Raw genomic sequence first — 24735 nt, forward strand, 5'->3', positions numbered from 1 at the left:
TGATATTCGATGCCAGATAGTGCCATTTGCATTATCTGGTTATTAATCTCCCCTATTCAATCCAATGGCAATCAGCCTAACCTGCATGTCTTTGAGGACTGATTGTTTGTTATTCTAACCATTAAAGGTGTAATCAACATGGCTACAGATTTACAGATCACAACCAACAAGTTGTCTGAAAAAGAAACTCAGCTGACTGTTAAAGTTCCCGTTGAAAAAATCCAAAACAAAGTTGAAGGACGTATTCGCCAAGTGGCCAAAACTGCCAAAATTGACGGTTTCCGTAAAGGCAAAGTACCTATGTCACATATCCGCTCACAGTACGGCGCTGGTATTCAGCAAGAAGTCATCAACGATGTGATCCGTGACACAGTGTTTGAAGCGATTAAAGCTGAAGATGTGCGCGCTGTTGGTATGCCAAATATTGATGACGTCAAACTAGAAGACGACTTCTTGGTCTACCAAGCGACCGTTGAAATCTTCCCTGAAATCGACGTACAGGGTATTGATGAGATCGAAGTTGAGCGTCATACTGCCACTGTGAGCGACGAAGACGTTGACACCATGATCGAAAACTTGCAAAAACAGCGTGCCGAATTTGTTGAGAAAAAAGGCATGGCCGCTAAGGACAATCAGGTCACTTTCGACTTTGAAGGCTCTATCGATGGCGAAAAATTCGAAGGTGGGTCTGCTGAGGACTTTAAACTCACTATCGGTAGTGGCCAGATGATTCCAGGCTTTGAAGCAGGTATCAAAGGCATGAAAGCCGGCGAAGAAAAAGTCATCGATGTGACTTTCCCAGAAGACTATCAAGCTGAAGACCTAGCAGGTAAAGAAGCACAGTTCAAAATCAATGTAAAATTGGTTGAAAGATCAAAACTGCCAGAGATTGATGATGAGTTTCTTGAGCTGTTTGGTGTGACTGAAGGCGGCGTTGAAAAATTAAAAGAAGACGTGCGCAAAAACATGGAGCGTGAAATCAAAAACGCTGCACGTAGCCAAGTTAAGCAAGCGACTTTTGATGCATTATTAGAAAAGAACGAATTTGATGTACCAAACGCCATGCTCGAGCAAGAAATTGATCGTCAGCGCAATATGATGATGCAGCGCTTCTCACAGCAGTTTGGTGCCAGTGCAGACAGCTTTGACAAAGACATGCTGCCTAATGAGCTGTTTGAAGAGCAAGCATTACGTGCGGCCCGTCTTGGTATCATCGTCGCCCGTGTGATCGACACCCAAAAGCTAGAAGTAGACCAAGATCGTGTCGAAGCCTTCATCAAAGAAGCGGCTGAAAACTACGAAGATCCAGCAGAGGTCATCGAGTACTACACCAATGACAAGCAGCAACGTGCCAACATTGAGTCTGTCGTGCTAGAAGACCAAGTCGTCGACTATCTGATTGATCAAGGCAAGGTAACGGATAAAGAAGTCAGCTATCAAGACCTACTGGCCACTCAACAACAGCAGCAGCAAGGCATGTAATCTAGCGTCATTGCACCACTGACTGCCTATTTATGATAAATGCCCTGACAATTCGTTGGGGCATTTTTATTGGTAGATTATGGATTAACCCCTTGATAAAGGTGTACAGACCCCTTATTAATAAGGGATAATTATCTACATGGCCCTGCTGCTTACGGTAATACTGACTATTATAATCATGACCGTTTCAGCTAGATACTCGGGCTTTATGTCATCAGTATGTTCAATACTTTGCGTATTATTCATTCAAAACACCGCAATACACTGCCTCATTTATAGGATATTTTATGACAGATTATGATCGCATTATCTCTAACCCTCACTTTGATACGCTCATGAGCGCACACCAAGCTCAAGACGCACAGAATGCATTAGTGCCAATGGTCGTTGAGCAGTCATCACGTGGTGAGCGCTCTTTTGATATTTTCTCACGCCTACTGCGTGAGCGGGTTATCTTTTTGACAGGTCAGGTCGAAGACAATATGGCCAACCTTATCGTCGCCCAACTACTGTTTTTGGAAGCGGAAAACCCTGACAAAGACATTCACTTGTATATCAACTCACCAGGTGGCGTCGTCACAGCAGGTATGGCTATTTATGACACCATGAATTTCATCAAGCCTGACGTGTCGACCATTTGTCTAGGTCAAGCTGCATCCATGGGTTCATTCCTATTATCTGCTGGTGCAAAGGGCAAACGCTATGCGCTCGCCAACTCACGTGTCATGATTCACCAGCCATTGGGCGGTTTCCGTGGTCAAGCGTCAGATATCGAGATTCATGCCCGTGAAATTATTGAGCTAAAAGCCAAGCTTAACCGCTTGCTTGCAGAGCATACCGGGCAGCCCGTTGAGCGCTTGGACAAAGATACTGACCGTGATAACTTTATGAGTGCTGAAGCGGCCAAAGAATACGGCTTGGTAGATGAAGTATTGGAGCGCCGCCCTGCTGCTTTATAATGCTGACCGGCTGAACTTTTGCCGTTAGCAGATACTTATCGTCTACTTATCGCCAGTGCATTCACAGCGAGACTGACCAAAGCGTCGTCTCGTGGTGAGCAGATAACAAAAGATTCAAACTTTAGGAGTGCCTTTATATGGCAGAAGATAATAACCCGCAGTGCTCGTTTTGCGGTAAAGCCAAAAGCGAAGTCAAACAACTGATCGCTGCTGACGATGCCAATATTTGTAATGAGTGTATTGAGCTATGTACTGACTTGATCGCTGATAGCGACGAAGACAGTAGTGATGATAGCGAAATCGATACCTCTTGGGTCAACAAAAAACTGCCAACCCCAAAGGAGCTGCGTGCCAAACTTGATGAGTACGTCATCGGGCAAGACGCTGCCAAAAAAGCCCTGGCGGTGGCGGTCTACAACCACTATAAACGCTTAAAAGTTAGCCAAACATTGGCAAAAGACAGTAAAAAAGCCAAGATTGGTGCCGATGATGCCATGGTTGAGCTGGCAAAAAGCAATATTTTGCTCATCGGTCCGACAGGATCTGGTAAAACCTTACTGGCACAAACTTTAGCACGTCTGCTTGATGTGCCGTTTGCAATGGCTGATGCCACCACCTTGACCGAAGCGGGTTATGTCGGTGAAGATGTCGAAAACATCGTCCAAAAACTATTGCAAGCTTCTGACTATGATGTAGAAAAAGCGGAACAAGGCATCATTTACATCGATGAGATTGACAAAATCAGCAAAAAAGGTGACAACCCTTCTATCACCCGTGATGTATCAGGTGAAGGGGTGCAACAAGCCTTGCTCAAGCTCATTGAAGGGACAGTGGCAGCTATTCCGCCACATGGTGGCCGTAAGCATCCGCAGCAAGAGCTGATCCAAGTCGATACCAGCAATATCTTAATTATCGTTGGTGGTGCATTTGCCGGTCTTGATAAAGTCATTCAGCAACGTACTGAAAAAACCGGTATTGGCTTCAATGCCGATGTCAGCTCAAAAGATGACAGCCGCCGTAGTTCAGACTTGTTACAACAAGTAGAGCCTGAGGACTTGATTAAGTTTGGTCTGATTCCTGAGCTTATCGGCCGTCTGCCTGTACTGTCTGCCCTCGAAGAGCTTGATGAAGCGGCCTTGGTACAGATTCTCACAGAGCCCAAGAACGCATTGGTCAAACAGTACAAATATCTGTTTGATATGGAAGGCGCTGAAATCGAGTTTACCGATGACGCCTTAGATGCTATCGCTAAAAAAGCGATGGAGCGCAAAACAGGGGCTCGTGGACTGCGCTCTATCTTAGAAAACGCACTGCTTGAGACCATGTACGAACTGCCCTCGATGGAAAACGCAAAGCTGGTAACTGTCGATGAAGCGGTGATTAACGACGGTAAAACGCCTAAAGTGGCCTAATCTAAAAGCCTTTTTGAGATTGGTCTAAGATTTGGCGCTTATTGCGCAGTGAGTGTCTTTTATAACAAAAGCGTTTGGCATCAGCCAAGCGCTTTTTTTGTGCTAAAAAGTGACAGTAGCGTTTATTAAACCCTATCAGGCGCTGTGACAAAGTGTGCTAAGGTAACTCATTATTTTTTTATTCTGTCATTCATTGGATGTTTGAATAACGACCATCAACCAAACAAAGGACTGTTTGTTATGCTTAATAACCTCACCACTGTAGCGACCTCATTGCGTCAGCACCTTCCTTTCTCATCACCTGAAGACCAAGATATCGCTCCTTATTATCGCAATCATGTCGCTGCGATTACGGGTGCAGGCTCTGGTATAGGGCGGGCGTTGGCCATACATTTGGCTAAAATGGGCTGTCATCTGGCGTTATCAGATATCCATGCCGAACCGCTTGCAGAAACCCAAGCGCTGCTCGTTGGTTATGATATTAAGAGCACCACTACCACCTTAGATGTTTCAGATCACAAGGCAGTAGAAGCTTGGGCCGACAGTGTCATGAACGAGCATGGTAAAGTGAACTTTATCTTTAATAATGCAGGTGTAGCGCTATACTCTACTGTCGAAGGCAGTAGCATTAGTGAGCTTGAGTGGGTGATGGACATTAACTTTTGGGGTGTGGTCTATGGCACCAAAGCGTTTTTGCCATTGATTAAAAACAGCGTCAAACAAAGTGCCATTGATAGCAGTGGTCATGATGCTGATACTGATGATGAAAACGAGACATCCCGTCAGTTCACTGAGCATGGTCACATTGTCAATATTTCCAGTCTGTTTGGTTTGACTGCGCAGCCTTCACAGTCTGCCTATAATGCCAGCAAATTTGCTGTACGCGGCTTTACTGAAAGCCTGCGTCAAGAGTTAGACATTCAGTGCAGCGGGGTGTCAGCGACCTGTATCCATCCTGGTGGCATCAAAACCAATATTGCCAATAGCGCCCGTGGCAACAGTAGTATCAATGATATCGGTATGCGTGCCGGTCCCAAAGCCATTAAAAGCTTTAACAAACTGCTCAAATTTGATGCCAATCAGGCGGCTTGGATTATCTTACAAGCCGCAGCGAATAATCGGCCACGCTGCTTAATTGGCAACGATGCCAAAATGATAGATGCTGTACAACGCCTATTTCCATCACGTTATAGCAAAGTGCTCAATGATATCAACAAACTGTCTCGTAAGTTAAAACCACGCCACCATAAAAAAGCCAACGTCATGACATAGCCTGTATCAATAGTAATAAGCAGTAAAAAAAGCGCTCAATCACAGATGGTGGTTGAGCGCTTTTTTATGAATAAGATATGAGCGTCTGCCTTGTATTTAATAACGAAAATCCGTAGTCGGCTCAAAGTTAAAAACACTTTACGTATTTGTATTTGGTACAATAGCGGCGCTAACCATTTGCAGATTGATTACCCAGTTAATTCAACTCATAAAATACAGGCTTAGTAATACAACTATGACTAGTAATTTAGCACAAAACGATATATTTACATATTATTTTTTATTATAAGGTTATTCCAATGAAGATTTTTTTACGGGCTAAGCCTTCTTACTCTATAGTTATGACTGCCATACTCACTATGGGTGCAGTCAGCTTGAGCGCTTGTAGCGAATCAAACACCAAGGCTGTGGACCGTGTCGAAGAAGCGGAGGCACTAGCACGAGTAAAGTCACTCGAAGCACGTGCCACAGCGATTAAAGAAGAAATGGCAGCAAACCCAGGTGCTAAGCTAAACATTAGCATGCCAGATGAGTCTACCATTCCAGATGACGAATATGGCGCAGCGGTACGCCGAGGTTTGGAGCTTGCCAACCATACTTATCGGGAGCTGCCTAATAATGTTGGTAATCAGCTCAACTGCACCAGCTGTCACTTAAATAATGGCTCAGAAGCTTATGCTGCCCCTTGGAACGGCCTACCCGGTATCTTTCCCATCTATCGTGGACGAGACGCACGGGTTAACTCATTACAAGAGCGCATTAATGGCTGTTTTCAGCGCTCGATGAATGGCACACCACTAGATATGAATTCAGACGAGATGAACGCCTTTATGTCATACATGACATGGCTGTCACAAGATATGCCGATTGGTATCTCTCCAGAAGGTCGTGGTTTTGTAGCCATTGACAACACGCTAACACCAGATCCTGAAAATGGTAAAAAGCTATTTGTCGAAACTTGTGTTTCTTGTCATGGTGATGATGGTGAAGGCCAATATAACGACGATGGCACTTATATATATCCAGCAATTGCAGGAAGCAACTCATTTAACGATGGCGCTGGTATGGCACGCACCTACAAGGCCGCTGCCTTTGTAAAAGGTAAAATGCCATTTGGTCAAGGCAATACCTTAACGGATCAAGAAGCGATTGACATCTCTAGCTACTTCACTCAATTGCCACGCCCTGTCAAAGCCAATAAAGATAAGGATTGGCCAAAAGGCGGCGCCCCAGTAGACGTACGTCGTTAATAGCATATACATATAATAAGCTATTTGTAAGTAGCAAAAACACCAATAAAAAAAGCCCAGCTCAAGTTTGAACTGGGCTTTTCGTACTAAGGACCAGACTCTGATCTCATCGAAAAACATTATAATCCATAAAAAACGTACCTTAAGGCAGCTTCATATCGCCAGCCACAAGCCAGCCCATACGCCGCATCACATACGCAACACCCCAAGCGATTATCGCCGGTAATACAAACATTAAGAGAATGATTGCCGTCCACATCTGAGTACTGCTCATTAGTCCCTGCGATGCCTCAAGTACGCCAAACACCCCGACCAATCCAGCCGTCCCCATACCGGCTCCTGTCGCCGTACAGGCCAGCCCAAAGCCGACCGTCGCAATAGGACCGACGATAGCACTAGCAATCACTGCTGGTAATAAAATCAATGGCTTTTTGAGTACGTTAGGTATTTGTAGCATACTGGTGCCGAGACCTTGCGAGACCACCCCGCTCATGCCATTGTCTTTAAAGCTGGCTACTGCAAAACCAATCATATGCGCCGCACAGCCTACCACTGCCGCACCGCCTGCCAACCCGCCAAGGCCAATAGCGATACAAATAGCAGCGCTGGAGGTGGGTAGTGTCAGCAAAACACCCACGACTACAGCGATGACTATACCCATCAATAACGGCTGTAGCTCTGTGGCCGCTTGAATACCTTGACCGATCGCATCAACAGCTGCCACAACAGGAGGGTTGAGCACAGCACAAACGATTAATGCCACCGTGCATACCAATAGTGGCACCAATAAAATATCCAGTTTGGTCTTTCCTGCAACCCAAGTACCTGCACGATAGGCAAATACAGAAGCCAAGTAAGCACCAATAGGATTACCAGGTATCGCCAAAAATGTAGCAGGTCCTGCCTCCTGCGGTATAAATAACGTCCCCGCCATCAACGCTTCAGAGTGTGCCCCTAGCATACCAGCGACCAAACAACTGAGCATCACCAGTGTTGGCGCTTTAAGATAATAAGCGATGCCAACCCCGATTCCTGCCCCCATCAGTATGGATGCCAGTTTACCAACAGCTACCAATGCGGGTATATTTATCCAACCACCAATTTGCGAGATGATAAGTCCTGCAATAAGGGTAACAAACAACCCCAATGCCATACCTGTAAAAGCATCGATAAAATATTTTTGAAAAAACGCCTTTACTCTACTCACAGAAGGCTTTACTGAGTCTGTTTGAGTCATAGGTTTGCTCTTTGTATAGATGATAAGAAACGTAGCAAAAAAAGCACCTAAAAAAAGCGCCAAAATGACGCTTTTTATTTATTGAGATTAACGACGTTGTTCCACGATAATAGAGTCGATACCGTTATTTTGTAGACGCTGCTGAGCACTGGTCACTGCTTGGCGATTGTCCATGGGTCTTGAGATGACCTGATAAATAGGTAAGCCATTAGCTGTGGTGTTTTTGACGACCTTGGCATCGACACCCGCCATCAGTACTTGTGCCCGGCGACGATCCGCTTCATCAGCGTTACCAAAGCTATTGATTTGCAAGATATAAGTCGTCGCAGGAGCGGCTGGCTGGGCTGTTGCTGCTCCAGCACCTGCATTGTTTGGCGTGTTGCTGCTCGGCGGCGTACCATCATAAGTGGCGTTTTCTTCAACAACCACAATCTCATCGTCAGCTGCCTCATTAACATTGTTACCACTACTCGGCTCAATGACCGTGTTTTCAGATATACCTAGATTCTCTGTACTCTCGTCACGAGTGCGTGAAGCGTCTTCAGGCTGCGTCACCACAACATCTGGCTCAAAAGCACTGATACTTCCTCCACGATCATTACTCATGTCACCGATATCCTCATCAGGAATCGTGGCCATTTCTTGATTGGGTAAAATCTCATAAAACTCATAATCACTGTTGTCAGTATCGGTATCGACACGAGGCTGCACTTGCCGATCCGCATCCGTGCCAGCGTCACTCCCTGTAGGACTAAAGTCAAAAAGCGGTGATAAGTATAAAAACACACCTATCATCAGCGTCAATATCGACCCGACAAACATCCAAAGTAAGCCTGAGACACTACTTGACTTACGCTTTTGGGTGGCTCCTTTGGGTTTTTTGGCTAGCATGGCCTACTTTCTCCTAACAAAATTATGAATACGCCCGTACTACATACTAGACGGTGCTGATAAACCTAATAAACCAAGCCCATTAGCCAATACTTGTCGTACTGCTTTGGACAACCGCAGACGAGCTTGCATCAGATCCATCTCCTCTGTGCTTGGCGTCTCGCCCGACGTTAAGCTCACCGGCAAGATACGATTACTGTCATACCAGCCGTGAAACAGGGCTGCTAACTCTTTTAGATAGTTGGTCAACACATGCGGTTCGTAGCCTGTCGCTGCACGCAACAACGTCGCTGGGTAACCTGCCAATAGCTTAATCAGCTCGTCTTCATTGGGGGCGTTCAATAGCGTCTGCTGTGCAAGACCAATCGTGTCATCCACTACGAAACCGCTATTTTGTAGCTTTTCTAATACTCGGCACACACGAGCATGCGCATACTGAATATAATAGACTTGGTTGTCTTTGCTTTGCGACTTAGCCAGCTCAAGATCGAAGTCTACATGCACTTCAGGCTTACGGGCCACATAATAAAAACGCGCAGCATCGTTGCCCACTTCATGACGTAAGTCACGCAAGGTCACAAACTGCCCCGAACGAGAAGACATGGGTACTTTTTCGTCCCCACGCCAGAGGGCCACAAACTGCACCAGTACCACATCAAGACGCTCAGCGTCGATACCGAGCGCCAAGAGTGCCGCTTTGACCCGTGGTACATATCCATGATGATCAGCACCCCAAACGTTGATGACTTTATCAAACCCGCGATCAAATTTGTTTTTATGATAAGCAATGTCTGAGGCAAAATACGTCGTTTGTCCATTGGCACGGCGTACCACACGATCTTTCTCATCGCCAAACTCAGTCGACTTAAACCAGATATTACCGTCTTTTTCGTACAGATAGCCTTTTTCATCTAAAATTTGTAGTACTGGCTCAATCTCGTTATCAATGGATCGTTCACTAAACCAGCATTGATAGTGCACGCCAAAGTCATTTAAGTCATCTTTGATATCAGCTAAAATACTGCTGAGCGCTGCATTCAAAAACACCCCATAACCGTCGCCTAACAAAGCCTTACTGTTGGCAGTCAGCCCATCAATATGGGCTTCTTTGTCACCAGATACCAAAACCTTCTCGCCATTTGCATTTGTCTCATATATGGCATCTGCTGGTACCCCTTTGACGACCTGCTCAAAGCTATGCACGTAGCTGGCGCCATGCTGCGTCTTAAGTGTCTCTGCGATATCGCGGACATAATCGCCCTTATAAGCATTAGAAGGAAAAACAACCTGCTCATCATTGGCTTGTAGATAGCGCAAATATGTACTGGTCGCCAGAATATCCATTTGACGACCGGCATCATTGACATAATACTCACGACTCACTTCAAAGCCCACAGCCTCGAGTAAGTTTGACAAACTCATACCAAAAGCAGCCCCTCGGCCATGACCGACATGCAAGCTTGATGTTGGATTGGCTGAGACAAATTCGACTTGAATTTTTTGCCCATCAAACTGATCGCTTAAACCAAAGCGCTCTTGCTGAGTAAAGATATCATTTAAGACCGCAAACTTCGCATCGCTATTTAGAAACACATTAATAAAACCAGGGCCTGCAATCTCTATTTGGCGGATGTCTTGATTTTCAGGCAGCGCATTGACGATCTTTTCGGCCAGCATACGTGGGTTGCTTTTAGCAGCTTTAGCAGCGGTAAGCGCAATATTGCTAGCGAAATCACCGTGACTTAAGTCTTTGGTACGCGTAATTTGGCTGTTGTTTTGCCAATCAGCAGGCAATACATCTTCGGCTTTTAAGGTTTGGATAGCGTGCTCAAATAGCGTCGCTAAGGTATCGATTTGGGCTTGTGACATAAGGATATAAACTCAGTTAAATAACAAAAACGGTATAAATTATGGCAAATATGGGCAATCAATGACTGCGTATTATAATGGAGACTGGCGTTGCAGAAGAGAAAAAATGTAAAAAAGATAAGTAATCTATAAATATAACAATCTTTATACTTTATTGCACTCATTACGCTAAAAATAGCGTCAAAATACAACCTCTTAAAACCGGATATAGTCGATACTAAATAAAATGGATACGTTATTTAATAATGCGAAACGGGTATAAATTTTTCTAGCGTGCTGTGCCTACGCCGACAGAGGCTGCAAAACCAACATTAAAAAACTAAGCATCCCAGTTCCGCTTTATCTTTTTCATATTGGACTGACTATACAGTCGGGCCCCCAACAAAACACAGCATACTGTGATTCACTTTGTAGCCGTTGTTTATACCCAACCCATTCCACGTTATAATGGTGATTGGTATTGCTCACATACATTGTCGACTGGCTGTCACATCAGGCAAGCGGCAAGGCAACAGACCATCGTCGCTTACCATCATAAACATGGTAAAATAATAAAAACAAATAGACGACCCATGACCACTTTATAGGATTACATTATGTTTGCTATCGCTGCCAGCACCATCACCAGTTGGGGTTTATACGTCTTACTACCAATATTTATCGCTTTCTTGTTTTTTATTATGTGGGACATATCCAAAGAGTCTGATGCTGGACGTGCAGGTACCTTTTGGATTTTCTTGGCTCTTGGTGCAGGTTTTGTGGGCTTTTTGCTCAAGCTCCTCTTAGAAGTCGCCTTTAAAAAATGGCTCATCTAATTTTTCTTTAGCACAGTGACCTTGTTTGATCGAATGACCTTTTTTGATGCCTAGATATATGACTAACTAGATATATGTCTCTGTTATTTCTTGGCAATTAAAGTTGCACGCATCGGTGCAGGATAACCCTCCACAGTCTTTGTGTGATCATTCGGGTCTAAGAAATCTACTAACGAATGATACGTCATCCACTCAGTTTTGCGCTGTTCCTCTATGGTTGTCACATCGACATCGACGCAGCGCACGTCATGAAATCCAGCTTTTTTTAGCCAACCGATTAGAGCCGCTACTGACGGTAAAAAATACACATTATTCATCTGTGCATAACGGTCATGGGGCACCAGTACGGTGTTGGCATCGCCCTCAATAACCAAGGTCTCTAGCACCAGCTCACCGCCTTTTATCAGCTGTCCTTTGAGCTGTTGCAGATGCTCAAAAGGGGATTGACGATGGTATAGCACACCCATGCTAAATACGGTATCGAACAGCTGGCTGTGCGCCGGCAGAGCCTCAAGTGGTACGGGAATATAATGGGTGCGGTAGCGGCCTGTCTCATGAGCGTCAGCGCTACCGACAAAATGCCGTATAGCCATAAACTGATGATAAAACAAACAAGACGGATCAACGATAATGACCGTATCTGCGCCCGCTCCTGCCATGCGCCAACCATGATAGCCTGAGCCGCCGCCGACATCTAACACACGTCTATTTTTTAGTGTACTCAAATACGGCGCTACCCGCTGCCATTTCCAATCACTGTGCCACTCGGTATCTATTTTGATACCTGACTCATCATCGCCAATCTGACCACCAATTTTAAACGGCCCTTTGCGCCACGGCATTAGCTGCTTTAATAACGCTGTTGTTTGTTTGCGCTGAGACTTACTAAGGCTTGCCTCAATCGTCAACACATCACTGTTCAAATCGACAGTATTGACGATTAGTTCTGGTAAACGCGCTACCGATGCTTGATAAGCAGGTGCGTGTGCATAGTTGGCTTTGTCTTTTATATCACCTAGCCACGTTGGTAGTTGTTTTAGCCATTCATAAGCGCTCGGCTGCTGCTGCGCTAGTGCTAGCAAGGTTAAATACAGTTCACGTTCGGCATTAGCAATAGTTTGGTTGGTCATAAAAGTTCAGTTCGGGTTGATTAATGATAACGTTGGTAGAGAGTCTAAAGATTTTAAATACAAAAGCAAAAAAGATGAGCCTTAAGATTGGAGTGCTTTAAAAGTTGGCAAATATGCAGGACATAGCTCGGTATTCTTTAAGAGGTTATGCGCGCCTCGTCCCTCGGCAAGAGCTGATTTCATGTAGTTTTCGTAGGGTGCGCCCAGCGCACCAGAAAGTCATTAAAACAAAGCATTGCTTTATTCTGCTTGCAAGGAAAATCCTTTAAATAGGATTTTCTAACAGCTTATAACGTGAGTGTTTACTTATGCCATTAACTTGAATGCGTCTTATGCCTGTCCTTGCAAAACTTCCGCTTCACTACGAAAGTCCTCATATTCAAAAACACCATAACCATTATCCTGCCTTATAAAAACAATTTTGCCTTCTGCTAACCAACTTAATGCATTTTTAGCATCCTCAATAATCTCGGGATATAACTTATCTAAGATATTCTCTATATTATGGTTTGATTCAGAGGTTTCGTAGTCTACTAGGTAGAGCCCATATATAATTCCTAACCTTCCTAGAAACCCATAACCGTCACAGTATAACTCGTACATTGCACAAATCGCATTACCACAGTTTTCATCTTTATTAATAATTGAGTATAGATATTCTTTTATTCGGTCGGCCTCAAACTTATGAAAATGGACGTGTCTTGCAAAACTATCATAGTAATCCTTAAAAATATCTTCAGAACTATAATCAAAGGAAATTAGTTCAAGATACAAGTCGGGGTTGCTAGACTCTAATACATTATCTTCATACAACCATTGTTCAAATGATTGGAAGCTTATTTTTCTTGTTAATACTTGATGAATCTTTCTCTCGGCTATAGATGGAATCATATTCATGCCTTACGTTCAATGAGTTGGTGCGCTGGGCGTACCTTACAAAATAAGTTAGACTTGTCAAATTCTCGTAGAGAATGAAGACAGAGCATAACCCACCTGCGTTAATATTGTTATCATTCGGTAGGCTACTATGAAGACAAATTAAAAAGTATAGGTGCTAAATATTTAAGCTTCTCAAAATACTCTACTGCCTCTTGCATTGAAGAAAGTTCATATATTGAATCGTGAGTTAGAGCATTCCTTCTATCTGTTATCTTCGTGATGTCTTTAATTACTTCTTCATCTAATATGCTTTCCCATTCTGTCCTTCTTTTTTTATTAGTTGGCCCTTCGAATGTCTCTAAAAACTCTTTAAATAGTTCGAATTGTTCAATTATTATTAGCTTTGATATTACAGGCTCTACTTTCGATCTCTGCTCACTTAAAGGAGGTAGGGGTATTTGTATTTTACCAACGCCATTCTGAGGTGGGCCTACTACCATACTAGCAACAGTAGAAAAGTGCTCACTCATTCTAAAACAGTAGGGTCTTGTTCTATCAATTTCCTTTTGACCGCTGCCTGCTGACAAAAAAGGGCCTTCCTTCCATGCTTCATTATTTTTCCCAATGTTATCCCAATCTAACATTTTTTCTGCTGCTCTAGCATTATCATAAGTCCAACAACCCGCTAACATAGCCTTTCCCGACCTGTCTATATATGCATCTAAACTATTAATCTTATTCATTACAAATGATCCCTTCAACGCTAATATTTTAAATGACCCACCCTTGAACACCTCTTAAACTGGGAAGTCAGCGTAGAATATACCCAGCGCACATCTAAATTAAGCAAACATATACTACAAAATGGTGCGCAAGGCGGCATCCTACAAGACTTCAGTTTTTTAGTGAGATAAAACTTTAACTACGGTGAATATAAGCACGAGAGCGGTGTCACCGCTAGCCTCGATTGTAGCGGTTATCCTGCTGGGTTGAATGAGTTGCGAGGGCTTGGTTTTGGCGTGGCTCGCGTAGCAGGAGACGCGCCAAACCTTAGCCTCTCGCCTCATACAAACTAGCAGATAATAGCGAAAAGCGAGATCAGCTCCCACAAATTAATCAAACCCCACTATTTAAACGCCACAATAGAAACAAAGTTTAAAAACTGAAACCATGTCAGATGCCGCTGAAAACCAACTTGTGCCAGACGCGCATGATGCTCATCTAAGGTATCGGTAATGAGGACATTTTCTAGCGCATTGCGTTTGCCACTGATCTCCATCTCGGTATAACCGTTGGCACGTTTAAAATCATAATAACGCTCAACCAACCATGCATCGTACTGCTCATCAAAAGCATGAGTCTTTTCGGTCAGTACCAGTATACCGCCCTCGCTTAAGGCATTATAAATATTGTCTAATACCGCTACCCTATCGGCTGCGGGTAAAAACTGTAGGGTTAAGTTTAAGATGACCATGTCACATGGCTCAAGCTTGACGTCGCGGATATCAGCAGTGATGACTTCAATATCGTGCTCAGGATAATTATCACTCAGTAATGTGGTCGCTTCAGTCGTCATCGCTGGTGAGATATCTATCGCTTTGATCTGCAAGTCTTGCGGCGCAAACTCGCCTGCCAGCGTCATGCTTGCTGCGCCAAGTGAGCAGCCCAAATCATAAATTCGGCTGACACGCTGACCACTATCGCTCTGCTGACGATACTTACAATGACGACGGGCAAATATGGGCAGCATCGCCAGCACTTGACCATAACCAGGGACACTGCGACGAATCATATCAGGGAAACAAGCCACCACTTGCTCATCAAAAGAAAAGCGCGCCGCTTTATCAAGTGGCGTGGTGAATAGGGTGTCGTGTTTGATAGCAGGCTTGGATTGGCTCATGGTGCGACTCATTTTTGATTTTTGGTTTCCATAATGGAACTTTGTTTGGGAAGTGTTCAGAAAATTCGATTGATGCCATTAGCCCAGAGCAGACTAACGTAGCAAAAGCCCATTATAACATTACTGTTTGTTACTTATCGCGTTTGGCTCACCTGCTAAGCTGATTAGCAAGCGCTGAGGCTAAAAAATTATTGTAAGCAATAAGTTATCAAAAGTAATCTGTCATTGAAAAATGAAAACATTACAACCAGATAAAGACCTTAGCTCACCTTTATAGCAACAGATATAATAATAGGGAAAATTATGCAAACCATTATATTAGGCGGTGGCTGCTTTTGGTGCACCGAATCAGTATTTTTATCAGTAAAAGGCGTACAATCCGTCGTATCAGGCTATATGGGCGGCGATGCAATATCTGCTAACTATGAAGCGGTCTGTGGTGGCGATACCGGACACGTTGAAGTTATCAAAGTTGAGTTTGATGAATCTATCGTACCCTTAGAGGTGATACTCGATGTGTTCTTTGCCACCCACGACCCAACCACTAAAGATCGTCAAGGTAACGATGTCGGCAGTCAGTATCGTAGTGTGGTGTTTTACAGTGACGAGGCACAAAAACCGACCATTGATCGTACTATTAACAATCTACGTGATATGGGTATCAATGTGGTTACAGAAGTTCATCCTGCTATGACGTTCTACAAAGCCGAAGAGGCGCACCAAGACTTTTTTAACAGAAACCCAGGACAAGCTTATTGCAACTTTGCGATACCACCAAAGCTTGCCAAATTACGTAAAGAGTTTAGTCAGTATATGGTGAGCTAGATATCTACAGATATTCTTGTACGCTACAAAAGCCAAGGTTTAATACGCTTGGCTTTTTTATTGCGTTTAGCGGTATGATAGTCAGCAATAATAAATAGGGTCTGTTTTTTTAGGGATAATTATATGAATCCAGAGTTTTGGCAATCACGTTGGCAAGAAGGTCGTATTGGCTTTCATAAGTCTGATATTAATCCGTTATTGGTGGAGTATTTCGATAAGCTAGATCTGTCTCCTAGTAGTCGGGTATTGGTGCCTTTATGTGGTAAGTCGCTGGATATGATATGGCTGGCGCAGCAAGGCTATGAGGTTATCGGTATTGAGCTGTCTGAAATTGCAGTACAGGCGTTTTTTGCTGAACAAGGTATAACCCCTGCCATACACCAGCTTGCAGATAATCCCGCTATGAAATACTATCAGGCTGAGCTGGCGGGACAGACGATTGGGTTATGGGTGGCTGATATTTTTGCCCTGACAGCTGATGATATCGATCATATTGATGCGCTTTATGATCGAGCAGCACTGATCGCAATGGCTAATGATATGCGTCCCAACTATAGCCAGCAAATACGCCACATCAGTGATAACGCAGCACAGCTCATCATCACCCTCAGTTATGATCAAAATAAAAAAGATGGCCCACCTTTTTCAGTTGATGACAAACAAGTTCAGCAATACTATAGCGATCATTATCAAGTATATGAGCTGGCAAGTGGGCCTACTAGTATCGGCTCTGCTCCTGACTTAACTGTAACGCAGCAGGTTTGGCATCTATATTAAACCTCACAAAGTCTGGGCACATTACTGCTCTGATCAAGCCAAAGTCACTGTTACAACTGCGCCACTGTCTCCACCACTTTAAAGCTCAGCTCATTGTCTAGCGCTTTGAAATGCGCTCGACCGCAACGGATTTTTTGTTGTTGCGGTAGTGGTAGCTTAGCGATATCTACCGCATGACCTACTGCGCTTTTGCCACCTGTATTCTTAGTTTCAGCAACGAAGTACAGCTGGCTTATTTCCTCATCGTCCTCTTTGATCACCGCCCAGTCAGGATTATAGCTCCCTAGCGGCGTGTTAATCTTAAACCAATTGGGCAGTTTAAAATAAAAGCGTACGCTCTCCATACTCTCGCAATCTTGTGCAAATTGGTGCTCAGTATTGGAGTCCAGTGGTATTAGGTTATCAAAAATCGTCTTGTCGCTATCAGTAACATCGAAATGATAATCGCTGGCATAGACGTCCGTTGGCTGAGCTTCTAAGCGCTCTAATAATCGCTGGGCATATATTTGACCGTTTTTTTGGTACTCAATGCCTTTTACCATCAGGTCAGTTTGCGCTTGTTTAATAATCGCTACCAAACGCTCTAGAAAGACTTGCGGATTAATAAGCATCTCATCGATACGCCCGCTTTGACGCAATATTTCAACCAAAGTGGCACGGGTCAATTTGGTATGGCGAGCCAGATAAGTTAAGATATCAGGCAGTTGCCATACAGGCTGATTAATGGTCGTTTGATTGACAGTCGTTTGATTAATATCATTATCAGCGCCAGCGTTATCACTGTTATCGCTATTATCCGTCGTATAATGCTGACGTTGGCTATTGATGGCTAATAAGCGACTCTCTACGCCGTCATTACTCATGGTCAGGCGTACTTTGTTAGCCTGAACTTGCGGTGCGACTATTTCTGCCATATCGGCTATTAGGCTGGTAACGGCAGTGATTAATTCATCAGTATTAAAGCGTACTTGATACTGAGTCTTTTGTTTAATCTTATCCCAAATGGCTTTGAAGTTATCATCGAGCATAAAGCCTTTACGATAACGAACGGCTTGCTTGTGCGCTTGATTTTTTACCCGCCCTGCGAAGCTCACACCGCAATCATCTTGAATCTCATTTTGCAGACTTTTAGCAAAGTCATCATAGCTCTCGTTGGCGACGACAGTCAGAATATTAATCTGCTTATCATAAACCCGATGACCATCTGCACCGACACATAGACGTAGACCACGACCAATTTCTTGGCGTTTTTTTAGGGTAGATTTGGTCTCGTTAAGAGTACATATCTGGAACACATTGGGATTGTCCCAGCCTTCACGCAATGCCGAATGGCTAAAGATAAACTGCAGCGGATTATTTAGATTCAGCAGCTTTTCTTTATCTCGCATGATTAGGCTATAAGTATCATCATCGCCCTTAGTGTTACCAGAGGTGTCTTTAGCGCGTCCCTTGTTATCGACAGAAAAATAACCGTTATGAATATCGCTGACCCCAGCCTGATAGTGCGCCGCTAATTGTTGTTTTAGATCACGATATTTAGGCTTATCTAATAACGTCTGATATATCTCTTCAAACCACTGGGCAAATTTACCTGAGCGCGTATAGCCGTCTGTTTGGTTAAGCAAATAGTTATCGACACGGTCAATAAACAGTAGGGATAATACTTTAATCCCTTGCGGTAATAGTTTACGCTGCTTGTTCAGATGTGCCTCAATGGTGCGCTCAATTTGATAACGCATGACGCTATCAGTCATGCCGCCAGTCTGCTGACCTTTATCAATGGTCACCCCATTATCAAACTCAATGTAGCCTTCCACAGCGTTAATGCCGCTAACAATATAACCATTGGCGTATATTTCACGTTCGGTCTTTTTATAGAGATCATCGTTGTCACTGATACTGATGGTTTTCTTTTTGACCACGCCTTTGACGTTGGCATAGACGCTGACCTTGGCGGTGATTTTGGTCTTTTTGGCGGTGATGTCCAGCAGCTCGATATAAGCCTCATTAAAGCTGTCATCGCTCATAACTGAATCGACTTCGATTTGCTTCACCAGTCCGGCGTCATAGGCTTTGACTGGGTTTAGGCTATAAAGCAGATGACGGCTGTACTTGTGCGTCGCTGAATAACGCAAAGTGATCAACGGCTGCAAACTGGCAATAGCGTCCAAGCGCTTAGCGGTCTCCATATTTTGCGGTTCGTCAACGATAACAACGGGGTTGGTCGCTTGAATATACTCAATCGGGGCAACGCCTTGTTCACGCACTTGGTTGATGATGTTTTCGTCTTTGGCGAAGGCGTCAATGTTCATCACAAGGATTTGTATCGTTTGACTGGTGGCAAAGTCGCGGAGTTTATTTAGGTTTTTGCTGTCGTATACACGAGGATCTACATTAACATTACCATATAGACCAGCAAAGTGCACTTTGGTCATCTCAATAGACTTTATCACGCCTTCTCGGATCGCCACCGACGGCACAACAATGACAAATTTACGCATACCATAAGTCTGATACAGCTCGTAGATGCTACGCAAGTAGACGTAAGTCTTACCAGTGCCGGTCTCCATCTCTATAGAGGCGTTAAGTCCATATTGAGCAAGGTTTTTGTCGTCGTCGTAGAGCGTGGTTGACGGCTCGATATTATGCTCACGCTGCACGGCTTGAATATTATCCAGCACCTGCTCATCACTAATAATGCGCTGATTGGCTATGGCTTGGCGGGCGATTTGCTGGCTAATCATTTGTTGATTAATGAGGCTCTTACTGCCTGCAACATTTATCGGCTGGGCTAAGGCAAAGTTATCGAGCGCAGCATTGGTATCGAGCATGGAGGGCTGTCCACGAAAGATATCAACCACGGCATTGATGGCGTGGCTTTGGTGTTCAAGGTTTGGTTCAAAAGTGAGGGTTATCATGGTTTTTGATACTTTTATATTGGCTTTATTGTTAGTTTTTTGGGCGTGGTTTGAACTACCTAGCAATCCTCGGTAGTTGAGATTGAACTGCTAAGGATTGCTTAGGAGTTCGAATATAATCTATTCAATATGTATTGTTTTGACGGTATGAATATAGTTGATATTAACAAGCCAATCTAGCCAGTACTTCGTCAGCATATTCTAAAGCTTCGTTAACGATCCTATCCACATTATCATTTTTAAAATTTTCAGGTTTAAATTCCATTTTTTCTCTTTTAATCCTATAAAAGCTGGATAGGTCATCGACCTTATTCCAATACTCCGAGTTATGATGATCATTTCTAGTTATGGCGGCTATCCTACCAACAGTATTTCCTTCATGAATATAGTGAAAGTACTTAAATATATCGACTAGCTTTTCGTCAGTCGTTACTATCCATGTATCCTGCTTTACATCACTTAAACCCACCTGATCAGAAATATTAACGGCATCTACAAGATGTACATCACAAGTAGCGTTAAAGGCTATCTTTTTTATATCCTCAATATTTTTAGCTAACCTCCCTCTTTTACCCCCAATTTTAAGAAAATTTCCTCTTATATCTTTTTTGTAGTCGATTAGACCATCTTGATCCATCGAAAAGCAGTATTTAGCTATCTCTAAATCCATAGCTGAAATAAGATTTATATTCTCTACTACTAAATCCAAATATGCTTTAAATTTTTCAAAAGGAGTCTTGTATCGAGAGTCTCTATAAACTGCATTCAAATATATGAAGGATGCGTAGTGTAAAAAAATAGGAGTTTTACGATTTATATCTAAATCGTCAAAGCCATAATCTTTTTTTATATGAGTGTTAGAAAAATTACTTTTAATTGAATTAGGCGTATCAACAAATTTTGGTAAGTGTTTTGCAAAAAATATTTCATAACATTTTTGAGAAAATTCAGCATTCTGTGGAGGCATCTCATTCAATGCAAAACCAATAGAAGGGCATACGCTTCTAGGCGGACTTCTTTGTAATAAAGTTACAAACTTATCCAAACCTTGCTCTTTCACATTTTTCCACTTGTTACCATTTTTAACCACAGTTTCAATTTTGATAAGTATGTTCGTATCTAAAAGTAATGATGTTTCTATACCATTTTTTTTGTTTAGACAAATTAGATTTAAGTCCAACTTCCTTTCGTTCTCAAAATTTTGATTAGGTTTAAAAATTGTTGCTCTTTTAATCTTGTTATTTTGTAAACTCATATCCATACCCTCATTATTCTAAACACACCCAACCACCAGCCCAGCATCCTCAAACTGCAAGACAATATTTGCCTTATTGGCGTCATCGCTAAAGGCGCGATCCATAATCAACGTTTTATTGGGAGCGCGCGCAATGATTTGTGTGGCTTTATCAGTGGTCATATCGTCTAACACGATCGCTAGGCGAATCGACGTGCCCGCGTTATCAGAGCTGTCAGCATCAAAATTATCAATTAGCGCATCGTTTTGGGTGACCAGATAATAGCCGTCACCTTCGCTGACAATGGCGGTCAAGGTATAGCCTTCTTTGAGCATCAGCTCGGTGATGATACCGTCAGTAGTGGCATTATCGCTGATAGGGTCAAGGTGTTTTTCTAACTGCGCCATTAGACTATCAGCGTCGTAACTGGCGGGCTGCTGCCACGGGATAAAGTTACTGTCGGCAAGGGTGTACGCCTTAAAACCAAAATCCAGCGCCTTGCTATCGACGGATTCAGGCAGCTCGGAGGTGATATGGGCAGCGGCACGGCGAATGCGCTCTTTGGATATCTCGGCGATATTGGTAAATCCTGCTTTGTAAGCTTCACTGTCTGCTTCCGTGGCTTCAGGAATCTGTACCATAATGAATTTACGCTTGCCTGCTTCGTTATTTTCCGCCTCTTCAGCGTTTAACGCCATCACTGCATGAGCGGTGGTTGCAGACCCTGCAAAGAAGTCTAAGATGATATCGTTATCATTAGAGCCTTGTTTAATAAGGTTTTTTAACAAAGCTAAAGGCTTAGGAAAGTCAAAATACTTACTATCAAATAATTCACGAACCTCTCTTGTACCGTTTAAGGTAAATCCATTATCAGTATCAAGAAAGCTAGAAAAGCCTGTAAATCTAGTTGAAAGCTCATTTAGAAACACCTTTTCTCTAGGTCTTCCACTTTTTTTCTTAGGAAACACTATCCTTTTTTCAGCAACCTTCTCTGCCATAGTTTCTTTAGAAAATCTCCACCCTGATTCGGCAGGACATTCATAGGCAATATTAGTCTCAGGGTCAATTAATGTATAATGTAAATTAGGGCGTTGATCCTTATTAGCTAGCCCTAAAATATTATTACTCATCCATGGACCACGAGGATCGTTATCAGGGTTAGAATACTTCTTTAAATCTATGGACTTACCAGTGAATTTAAATTTTGATACATCTTTACAGTAAACAATAATGTATTCATGATCATTTGAAATATTTGATTTATTTCTACTATCAACATTTTGGCGTGACTTCCAAATTAGTTCAGTAGCAAAATTCTCCTCGCCAAATATCTCATCCATCAGCAAACGTAAGTTTGCCACTTCATTGTCATCTATCGACACAAAGATAACGCCATCTTCACGCAGCAAGCTCTTTGCCAGTGCCAATCTTGGATACATCATGTTTAGCCAATTACTATGATACTGACCGTTCTCTTTTCGATTACCTCGCATGCCATCGCTATGAGTCAGATTACCGTCGGCATCGGTTTGCCCTGCTCGCGCCTTATAGTCCGCAATGCTCTCACTAAAATCGTCGGCATAGACAAAGCGGTCATTGCCTGTATTGTATGGCGGATCGATATATATCATCTTGATACGGCTGTGATAGCTCTTTTGTAATATCTTCAGCACAGCCAAGTTATCGCCTTCTATAAACAGATTTTGCGACGTATCAAAATTGACTGATTCATCAGGCTCTGGCACTAGCGTCTGACTGGTTGGGGTTTTTAGCTCACGATACACCTGATGCTTGCCCGCCCAGCTTAGCCCATACGCCTCTTGCGCGGGTGCGATATCTTGCTCAGATAGCAGCGCGGTGAGTTTATGGATATCGAGCTGACCTTCACTAAACGCCTCGGGCATTAACTGCTTGAGTTTGCTAAGGGTCAACTGTTGCGGGGTTTGGCTAGTCGGATGTATTGGATTACTCATAGTTGCGGCTACAATATTCGTGAAAGGACAAGATAATTAAAATATACAAGTTAGCATCGGGACAGTATAGCAATAGCGTTATGGATAGTGCGACTTTTTCGGAGATTTAGACGACAGCAAATGACGCCTTACTTTCCATCTTCAACCCTCTTCTAAAACCGCTCTTACGTCAATTTATAGTAACAGCGTACTTCGAGCGCTTTTCTTTAAGATGTAGATTGGTTACTCTAACGTCATACTGATTATGATTTTGCTTTATTCATGGCTCTTTGACGTTTATAGGATATTCTCATGCGTTTACCCTCCCTTTCTGCTTTATCTCTGCTGACCGCCGCTATTGGCCTTAGTCTTGCCAGCACGGCGCAAGCCGCTCGTCCGCCTGCGCCTGACTTGTCTAATAGTGAGTTTCAGCAGTGCTTGGACAGACTGAAAAACTCCAGTAAGTTTCGTGGTGTCGACAGCTATACCTTTAACAGCTATCGTCCTAGCCAGCCTGATCCTAGTGTCATTCAATCGCTCAACTATCAGCCTGAGTTTCAAAAAGACGTCTGGGACTATCTATCGGCACTAGTGGATAAAGAGCGTGTAGAAGACGGTATTCGTGCTAAGCGTCAATGGGGCGACACGCTACGCCGTATTGAGGCTCGTTACGGCGTCAAACCTGAACACGTACTCGGCGTCTGGGGTGTAGAGTCCAACTTCGGTCAGACGTTAGGCAAAAAGCCTTTGTTTGAGTCTTTAGCGACTCTGTCTTGTTTTGATCGTCGTCAGAGCTATTTTCGTGGTGAGTTCGCCAATGCCTTAAAGATTGTTCAACGTGGTGATATTGCAGCAAGTGATATGACAGGCTCATGGGCTGGGGCGTTTGGGCAAACGCAGTTTATGCCCAGTACCTTTTTAGAGTTGGCAGTTGATTTTGATGGTGATGGTCGCCGTGATCTCGTCAACAGTGTGCCAGATGCGCTGGCCTCTACGGCTAACTTTTTAAAAAATCGTGGCTATCGCAGTGGTGAGCCATGGGGTTATGAAGTTAAACTTCCTGATGGTTACTGGGCAGCGTCAAGTCGAAAAAACAAAAAGTCGATGAGTCACTGGCGTAATCAAGGGTTAACGCTGGCCAACGGTAGCCCATTGCCTTATGACCTTGGTAGCGCAGGTTTATTGCTACCTGCAGGTATTGACGGCCCTGCTTTTTTGGTCGGCAAAAACTTTGATACTTTTTATTCGTACAATGCCTCAGAGAACTATGCCTTAGCTATTGCGCACTTATCTGATTTGATTACACGTGAGGACAGCAGCAAAACTGACTTTATTACCGCTTGGCCGACTGATGACCCAGGTATCAGTCGCCAACAAGCCAAAGACATCCAGCAGGCATTACTAGACGCCGGGTATGATATCGGTGGGGTCGATGGCATTATCGGTGATAACACCCGTAGCGCTATCCAGCAGTATCAAACCAGCCGCGGCATTTTTCCAGCGGATGGCCGTGCAGGACAAAAGTTCTATCGCACTATTATTGGTAATGCTGCGCCCAGTCGCAACCAATACCAGCAGCCTCAATCCTTAAACCCTGCACCAGCTGATCGTATGGGGCAACTGATAGAGCAGCAAACTACGAAGCCAACTCAATACTCACAGCCATCCTCCACACGCCCCACTGCATCTAAAAACCCACGCTATCGCCGTGTGACAGGAGCTGACGGCGTGATACGTTTAATACGTATAGATGAAGGCTCCTAGCCTGATTGCATTGAGATGGTACTAGATCTGTGGAAGCTTGTACCACTAAAGCATGTCAATACTACAAACCAAAAGAGCCACGCTAGTCATAGCGTGGCTCTTTTTACTCCAAACTCATATCACAATGATGTCATGCGTAGACCCATCAACAGCGATAAAAGATTAATG

19 protein-coding genes are annotated in these 24735 nt (G+C 43.6%); 9 read left to right on the top strand and 10 right to left on the bottom strand.

Annotated features, from left to right (window positions below):
- Window positions 1–138 precede the first annotated feature (138 nt).
- The 5 genes from tig to J3492_RS08940 all read left to right on the top strand — a co-directional run bounded on the left by tig (window position 139) and on the right by J3492_RS08940 (window position 6375).
- On the top strand, window positions 139–1482 hold the full coding sequence (tig, locus tag J3492_RS08920; protein WP_207991709.1) for a trigger factor: 1344 nt from the start codon (window positions 139–141) through the stop codon (window positions 1480–1482).
- 335 nt (window positions 1483–1817) lie between these two features.
- A complete protein-coding gene (gene clpP / locus J3492_RS08925) occupies window positions 1818–2441 on the top strand; it encodes an ATP-dependent Clp endopeptidase proteolytic subunit ClpP (protein ID WP_207991741.1) in 624 nt (207 codons plus the stop codon).
- A gap of 137 nt (window positions 2442–2578) precedes the next feature.
- Window positions 2579–3853 carry an ATP-dependent protease ATP-binding subunit ClpX gene (clpX, locus tag J3492_RS08930; RefSeq protein ID WP_207991710.1) on the top strand — a complete coding sequence of 425 codons (1275 nt, stop codon included), beginning with the start codon at window positions 2579–2581 and terminating at the stop codon, window positions 3851–3853.
- Between the two features lie 240 nt (window positions 3854–4093).
- Window positions 4094–5125, top strand: a complete 1032-nt coding sequence (locus J3492_RS08935; protein WP_207991711.1) for an SDR family NAD(P)-dependent oxidoreductase — start codon at window positions 4094–4096, stop codon at window positions 5123–5125.
- A 299-nt stretch (window positions 5126–5424) separates the two neighbouring features.
- Entirely contained in the window at window positions 5425–6375 is a 951-nt protein-coding gene (locus J3492_RS08940) for a c-type cytochrome (protein ID WP_207991712.1), read from the top strand.
- Window positions 6376–6517: 142 nt separating this feature from the next.
- Here J3492_RS08940 and J3492_RS08945 read toward each other — a convergent pair whose 3' ends face one another.
- The 3 genes from J3492_RS08945 to argS all read right to left on the bottom strand — a co-directional run bounded on the left by J3492_RS08945 (window position 6518) and on the right by argS (window position 10372).
- Window positions 6518–7612 carry a PTS sugar transporter subunit IIC gene (locus J3492_RS08945; RefSeq protein ID WP_207991713.1) on the bottom strand — a complete coding sequence of 365 codons (1095 nt, stop codon included), beginning with the start codon at window positions 7610–7612 and terminating at the stop codon, window positions 6518–6520.
- An 87-nt stretch (window positions 7613–7699) separates the two neighbouring features.
- Entirely contained in the window at window positions 7700–8503 is an 804-nt protein-coding gene (locus J3492_RS08950; protein WP_207991714.1) for an SPOR domain-containing protein, read from the bottom strand.
- A gap of 39 nt (window positions 8504–8542) precedes the next feature.
- Window positions 8543–10372 (bottom strand): arginine--tRNA ligase, encoded by a 1830-nt coding sequence (gene argS / locus J3492_RS08955; RefSeq protein ID WP_207991715.1) that lies wholly within the window; start codon window positions 10370–10372, stop codon window positions 8543–8545.
- Between the two features lie 596 nt (window positions 10373–10968).
- Here argS and J3492_RS08960 point away from each other — a divergent pair.
- Window positions 10969–11187, top strand: a complete 219-nt coding sequence (locus J3492_RS08960; RefSeq protein WP_207991716.1) for a DUF2788 domain-containing protein — start codon at window positions 10969–10971, stop codon at window positions 11185–11187.
- An 83-nt stretch (window positions 11188–11270) separates the two neighbouring features.
- On the opposite strand, the gene cmoB is transcribed toward J3492_RS08960, so the two are convergent.
- The 4 genes from cmoB to cmoA form a co-directional block, all read right to left on the bottom strand.
- Window positions 11271–12317 carry a tRNA 5-methoxyuridine(34)/uridine 5-oxyacetic acid(34) synthase CmoB gene (cmoB, locus tag J3492_RS08965; protein ID WP_207991717.1) on the bottom strand — a complete coding sequence of 349 codons (1047 nt, stop codon included), beginning with the start codon at window positions 12315–12317 and terminating at the stop codon, window positions 11271–11273.
- A gap of 330 nt (window positions 12318–12647) precedes the next feature.
- Window positions 12648–13208 (bottom strand): hypothetical protein, encoded by a 561-nt coding sequence (locus J3492_RS08970; RefSeq protein WP_207991718.1) that lies wholly within the window; start codon window positions 13206–13208, stop codon window positions 12648–12650.
- 134 nt (window positions 13209–13342) lie between these two features.
- Window positions 13343–13939 carry a hypothetical protein gene (locus tag J3492_RS08975; protein ID WP_068038134.1) on the bottom strand — a complete coding sequence of 199 codons (597 nt, stop codon included), beginning with the start codon at window positions 13937–13939 and terminating at the stop codon, window positions 13343–13345.
- Between the two features lie 383 nt (window positions 13940–14322).
- Window positions 14323–15108, bottom strand: a complete 786-nt coding sequence (gene cmoA / locus J3492_RS08980) for a carboxy-S-adenosyl-L-methionine synthase CmoA (protein ID WP_207991719.1) — start codon at window positions 15106–15108, stop codon at window positions 14323–14325.
- 291 nt (window positions 15109–15399) lie between these two features.
- On the opposite strand from cmoA, the gene msrA reads away from it, so the two are divergent.
- Both msrA and tmpT read left to right on the top strand, forming a co-directional pair.
- A complete protein-coding gene (gene msrA / locus J3492_RS08985) occupies window positions 15400–15921 on the top strand; it encodes a peptide-methionine (S)-S-oxide reductase MsrA (RefSeq protein ID WP_207991720.1) in 522 nt (173 codons plus the stop codon).
- A 123-nt stretch (window positions 15922–16044) separates the two neighbouring features.
- Window positions 16045–16698, top strand: a complete 654-nt coding sequence (tmpT, locus tag J3492_RS08990; protein ID WP_207991721.1) for a thiopurine S-methyltransferase — start codon at window positions 16045–16047, stop codon at window positions 16696–16698.
- A gap of 50 nt (window positions 16699–16748) precedes the next feature.
- On the opposite strand, the gene J3492_RS08995 is transcribed toward tmpT, so the two are convergent.
- The 3 genes from J3492_RS08995 to J3492_RS09005 all read right to left on the bottom strand — a co-directional run bounded on the left by J3492_RS08995 (window position 16749) and on the right by J3492_RS09005 (window position 22824).
- Entirely contained in the window at window positions 16749–19616 is a 2868-nt protein-coding gene (locus J3492_RS08995) for a restriction endonuclease (protein WP_207991722.1), read from the bottom strand.
- A 163-nt stretch (window positions 19617–19779) separates the two neighbouring features.
- Window positions 19780–20871 (bottom strand): hypothetical protein, encoded by a 1092-nt coding sequence (locus J3492_RS09000; RefSeq protein ID WP_207991723.1) that lies wholly within the window; start codon window positions 20869–20871, stop codon window positions 19780–19782.
- A gap of 18 nt (window positions 20872–20889) precedes the next feature.
- Complete coding sequence (locus J3492_RS09005) at window positions 20890–22824, bottom strand: site-specific DNA-methyltransferase (RefSeq protein WP_243453191.1); 1935 nt, start codon at window positions 22822–22824, stop codon at window positions 20890–20892.
- A 291-nt stretch (window positions 22825–23115) separates the two neighbouring features.
- Here J3492_RS09005 and J3492_RS09010 point away from each other — a divergent pair, with 291 nt between their 5' ends.
- Window positions 23116–24567 carry a lytic murein transglycosylase gene (locus tag J3492_RS09010; RefSeq protein ID WP_207991724.1) on the top strand — a complete coding sequence of 484 codons (1452 nt, stop codon included), beginning with the start codon at window positions 23116–23118 and terminating at the stop codon, window positions 24565–24567.
- Window positions 24568–24735: the final 168 nt, after the last annotated feature.

This window comes from Psychrobacter coccoides (genome assembly GCF_017498085.1).
Lineage (GTDB): Bacteria > Pseudomonadota > Gammaproteobacteria > Pseudomonadales > Moraxellaceae > Psychrobacter > Psychrobacter coccoides.

Bases quoted from the DNA above. Each gene is read 5' to 3' on its own strand.
- J3492_RS09005 (WP_243453191.1), bottom strand. From the start codon at position 22,824: ATGAGTAATCCAATACATCCGACTAGCCAAACCCCGCAACAGTTGACC.
- cmoA (WP_207991719.1), bottom strand. From the start codon at position 15,108: ATGAGTCGCACCATGAGCCAATCCAAGCCTGCTATCAAACACGACACC.
- J3492_RS08995 (WP_207991722.1), bottom strand. From the start codon at position 19,616: ATGATAACCCTCACTTTTGAACCAAACCTTGAACACCAAAGCCACGCC.
- J3492_RS08935 (WP_207991711.1), top strand. From the start codon at position 4,094: ATGCTTAATAACCTCACCACTGTAGCGACCTCATTGCGTCAGCACCTT.
- J3492_RS08970 (WP_207991718.1), bottom strand. From the start codon at position 13,208: ATGATTCCATCTATAGCCGAGAGAAAGATTCATCAAGTATTAACAAGA.
- clpX (WP_207991710.1), top strand. From the start codon at position 2,579: ATGGCAGAAGATAATAACCCGCAGTGCTCGTTTTGCGGTAAAGCCAAA.
- tig (WP_207991709.1), top strand. From the start codon at position 139: ATGGCTACAGATTTACAGATCACAACCAACAAGTTGTCTGAAAAAGAA.
- msrA (WP_207991720.1), top strand. From the start codon at position 15,400: ATGCAAACCATTATATTAGGCGGTGGCTGCTTTTGGTGCACCGAATCA.
- tmpT (WP_207991721.1), top strand. From the start codon at position 16,045: ATGAATCCAGAGTTTTGGCAATCACGTTGGCAAGAAGGTCGTATTGGC.
- J3492_RS08940 (WP_207991712.1), top strand. From the start codon at position 5,425: ATGAAGATTTTTTTACGGGCTAAGCCTTCTTACTCTATAGTTATGACT.
- J3492_RS08960 (WP_207991716.1), top strand. From the start codon at position 10,969: ATGTTTGCTATCGCTGCCAGCACCATCACCAGTTGGGGTTTATACGTC.
- J3492_RS09000 (WP_207991723.1), bottom strand. From the start codon at position 20,871: ATGAGTTTACAAAATAACAAGATTAAAAGAGCAACAATTTTTAAACCT.
- J3492_RS09010 (WP_207991724.1), top strand. From the start codon at position 23,116: ATGCGTTTACCCTCCCTTTCTGCTTTATCTCTGCTGACCGCCGCTATT.
- J3492_RS08975 (WP_068038134.1), bottom strand. From the start codon at position 13,939: ATGAATAAGATTAATAGTTTAGATGCATATATAGACAGGTCGGGAAAG.
- clpP (WP_207991741.1), top strand. From the start codon at position 1,818: ATGAGCGCACACCAAGCTCAAGACGCACAGAATGCATTAGTGCCAATG.
- J3492_RS08945 (WP_207991713.1), bottom strand. From the start codon at position 7,612: ATGACTCAAACAGACTCAGTAAAGCCTTCTGTGAGTAGAGTAAAGGCG.
- cmoB (WP_207991717.1), bottom strand. From the start codon at position 12,317: ATGACCAACCAAACTATTGCTAATGCCGAACGTGAACTGTATTTAACC.
- J3492_RS08950 (WP_207991714.1), bottom strand. From the start codon at position 8,503: ATGCTAGCCAAAAAACCCAAAGGAGCCACCCAAAAGCGTAAGTCAAGT.
- argS (WP_207991715.1), bottom strand. From the start codon at position 10,372: ATGTCACAAGCCCAAATCGATACCTTAGCGACGCTATTTGAGCACGCT.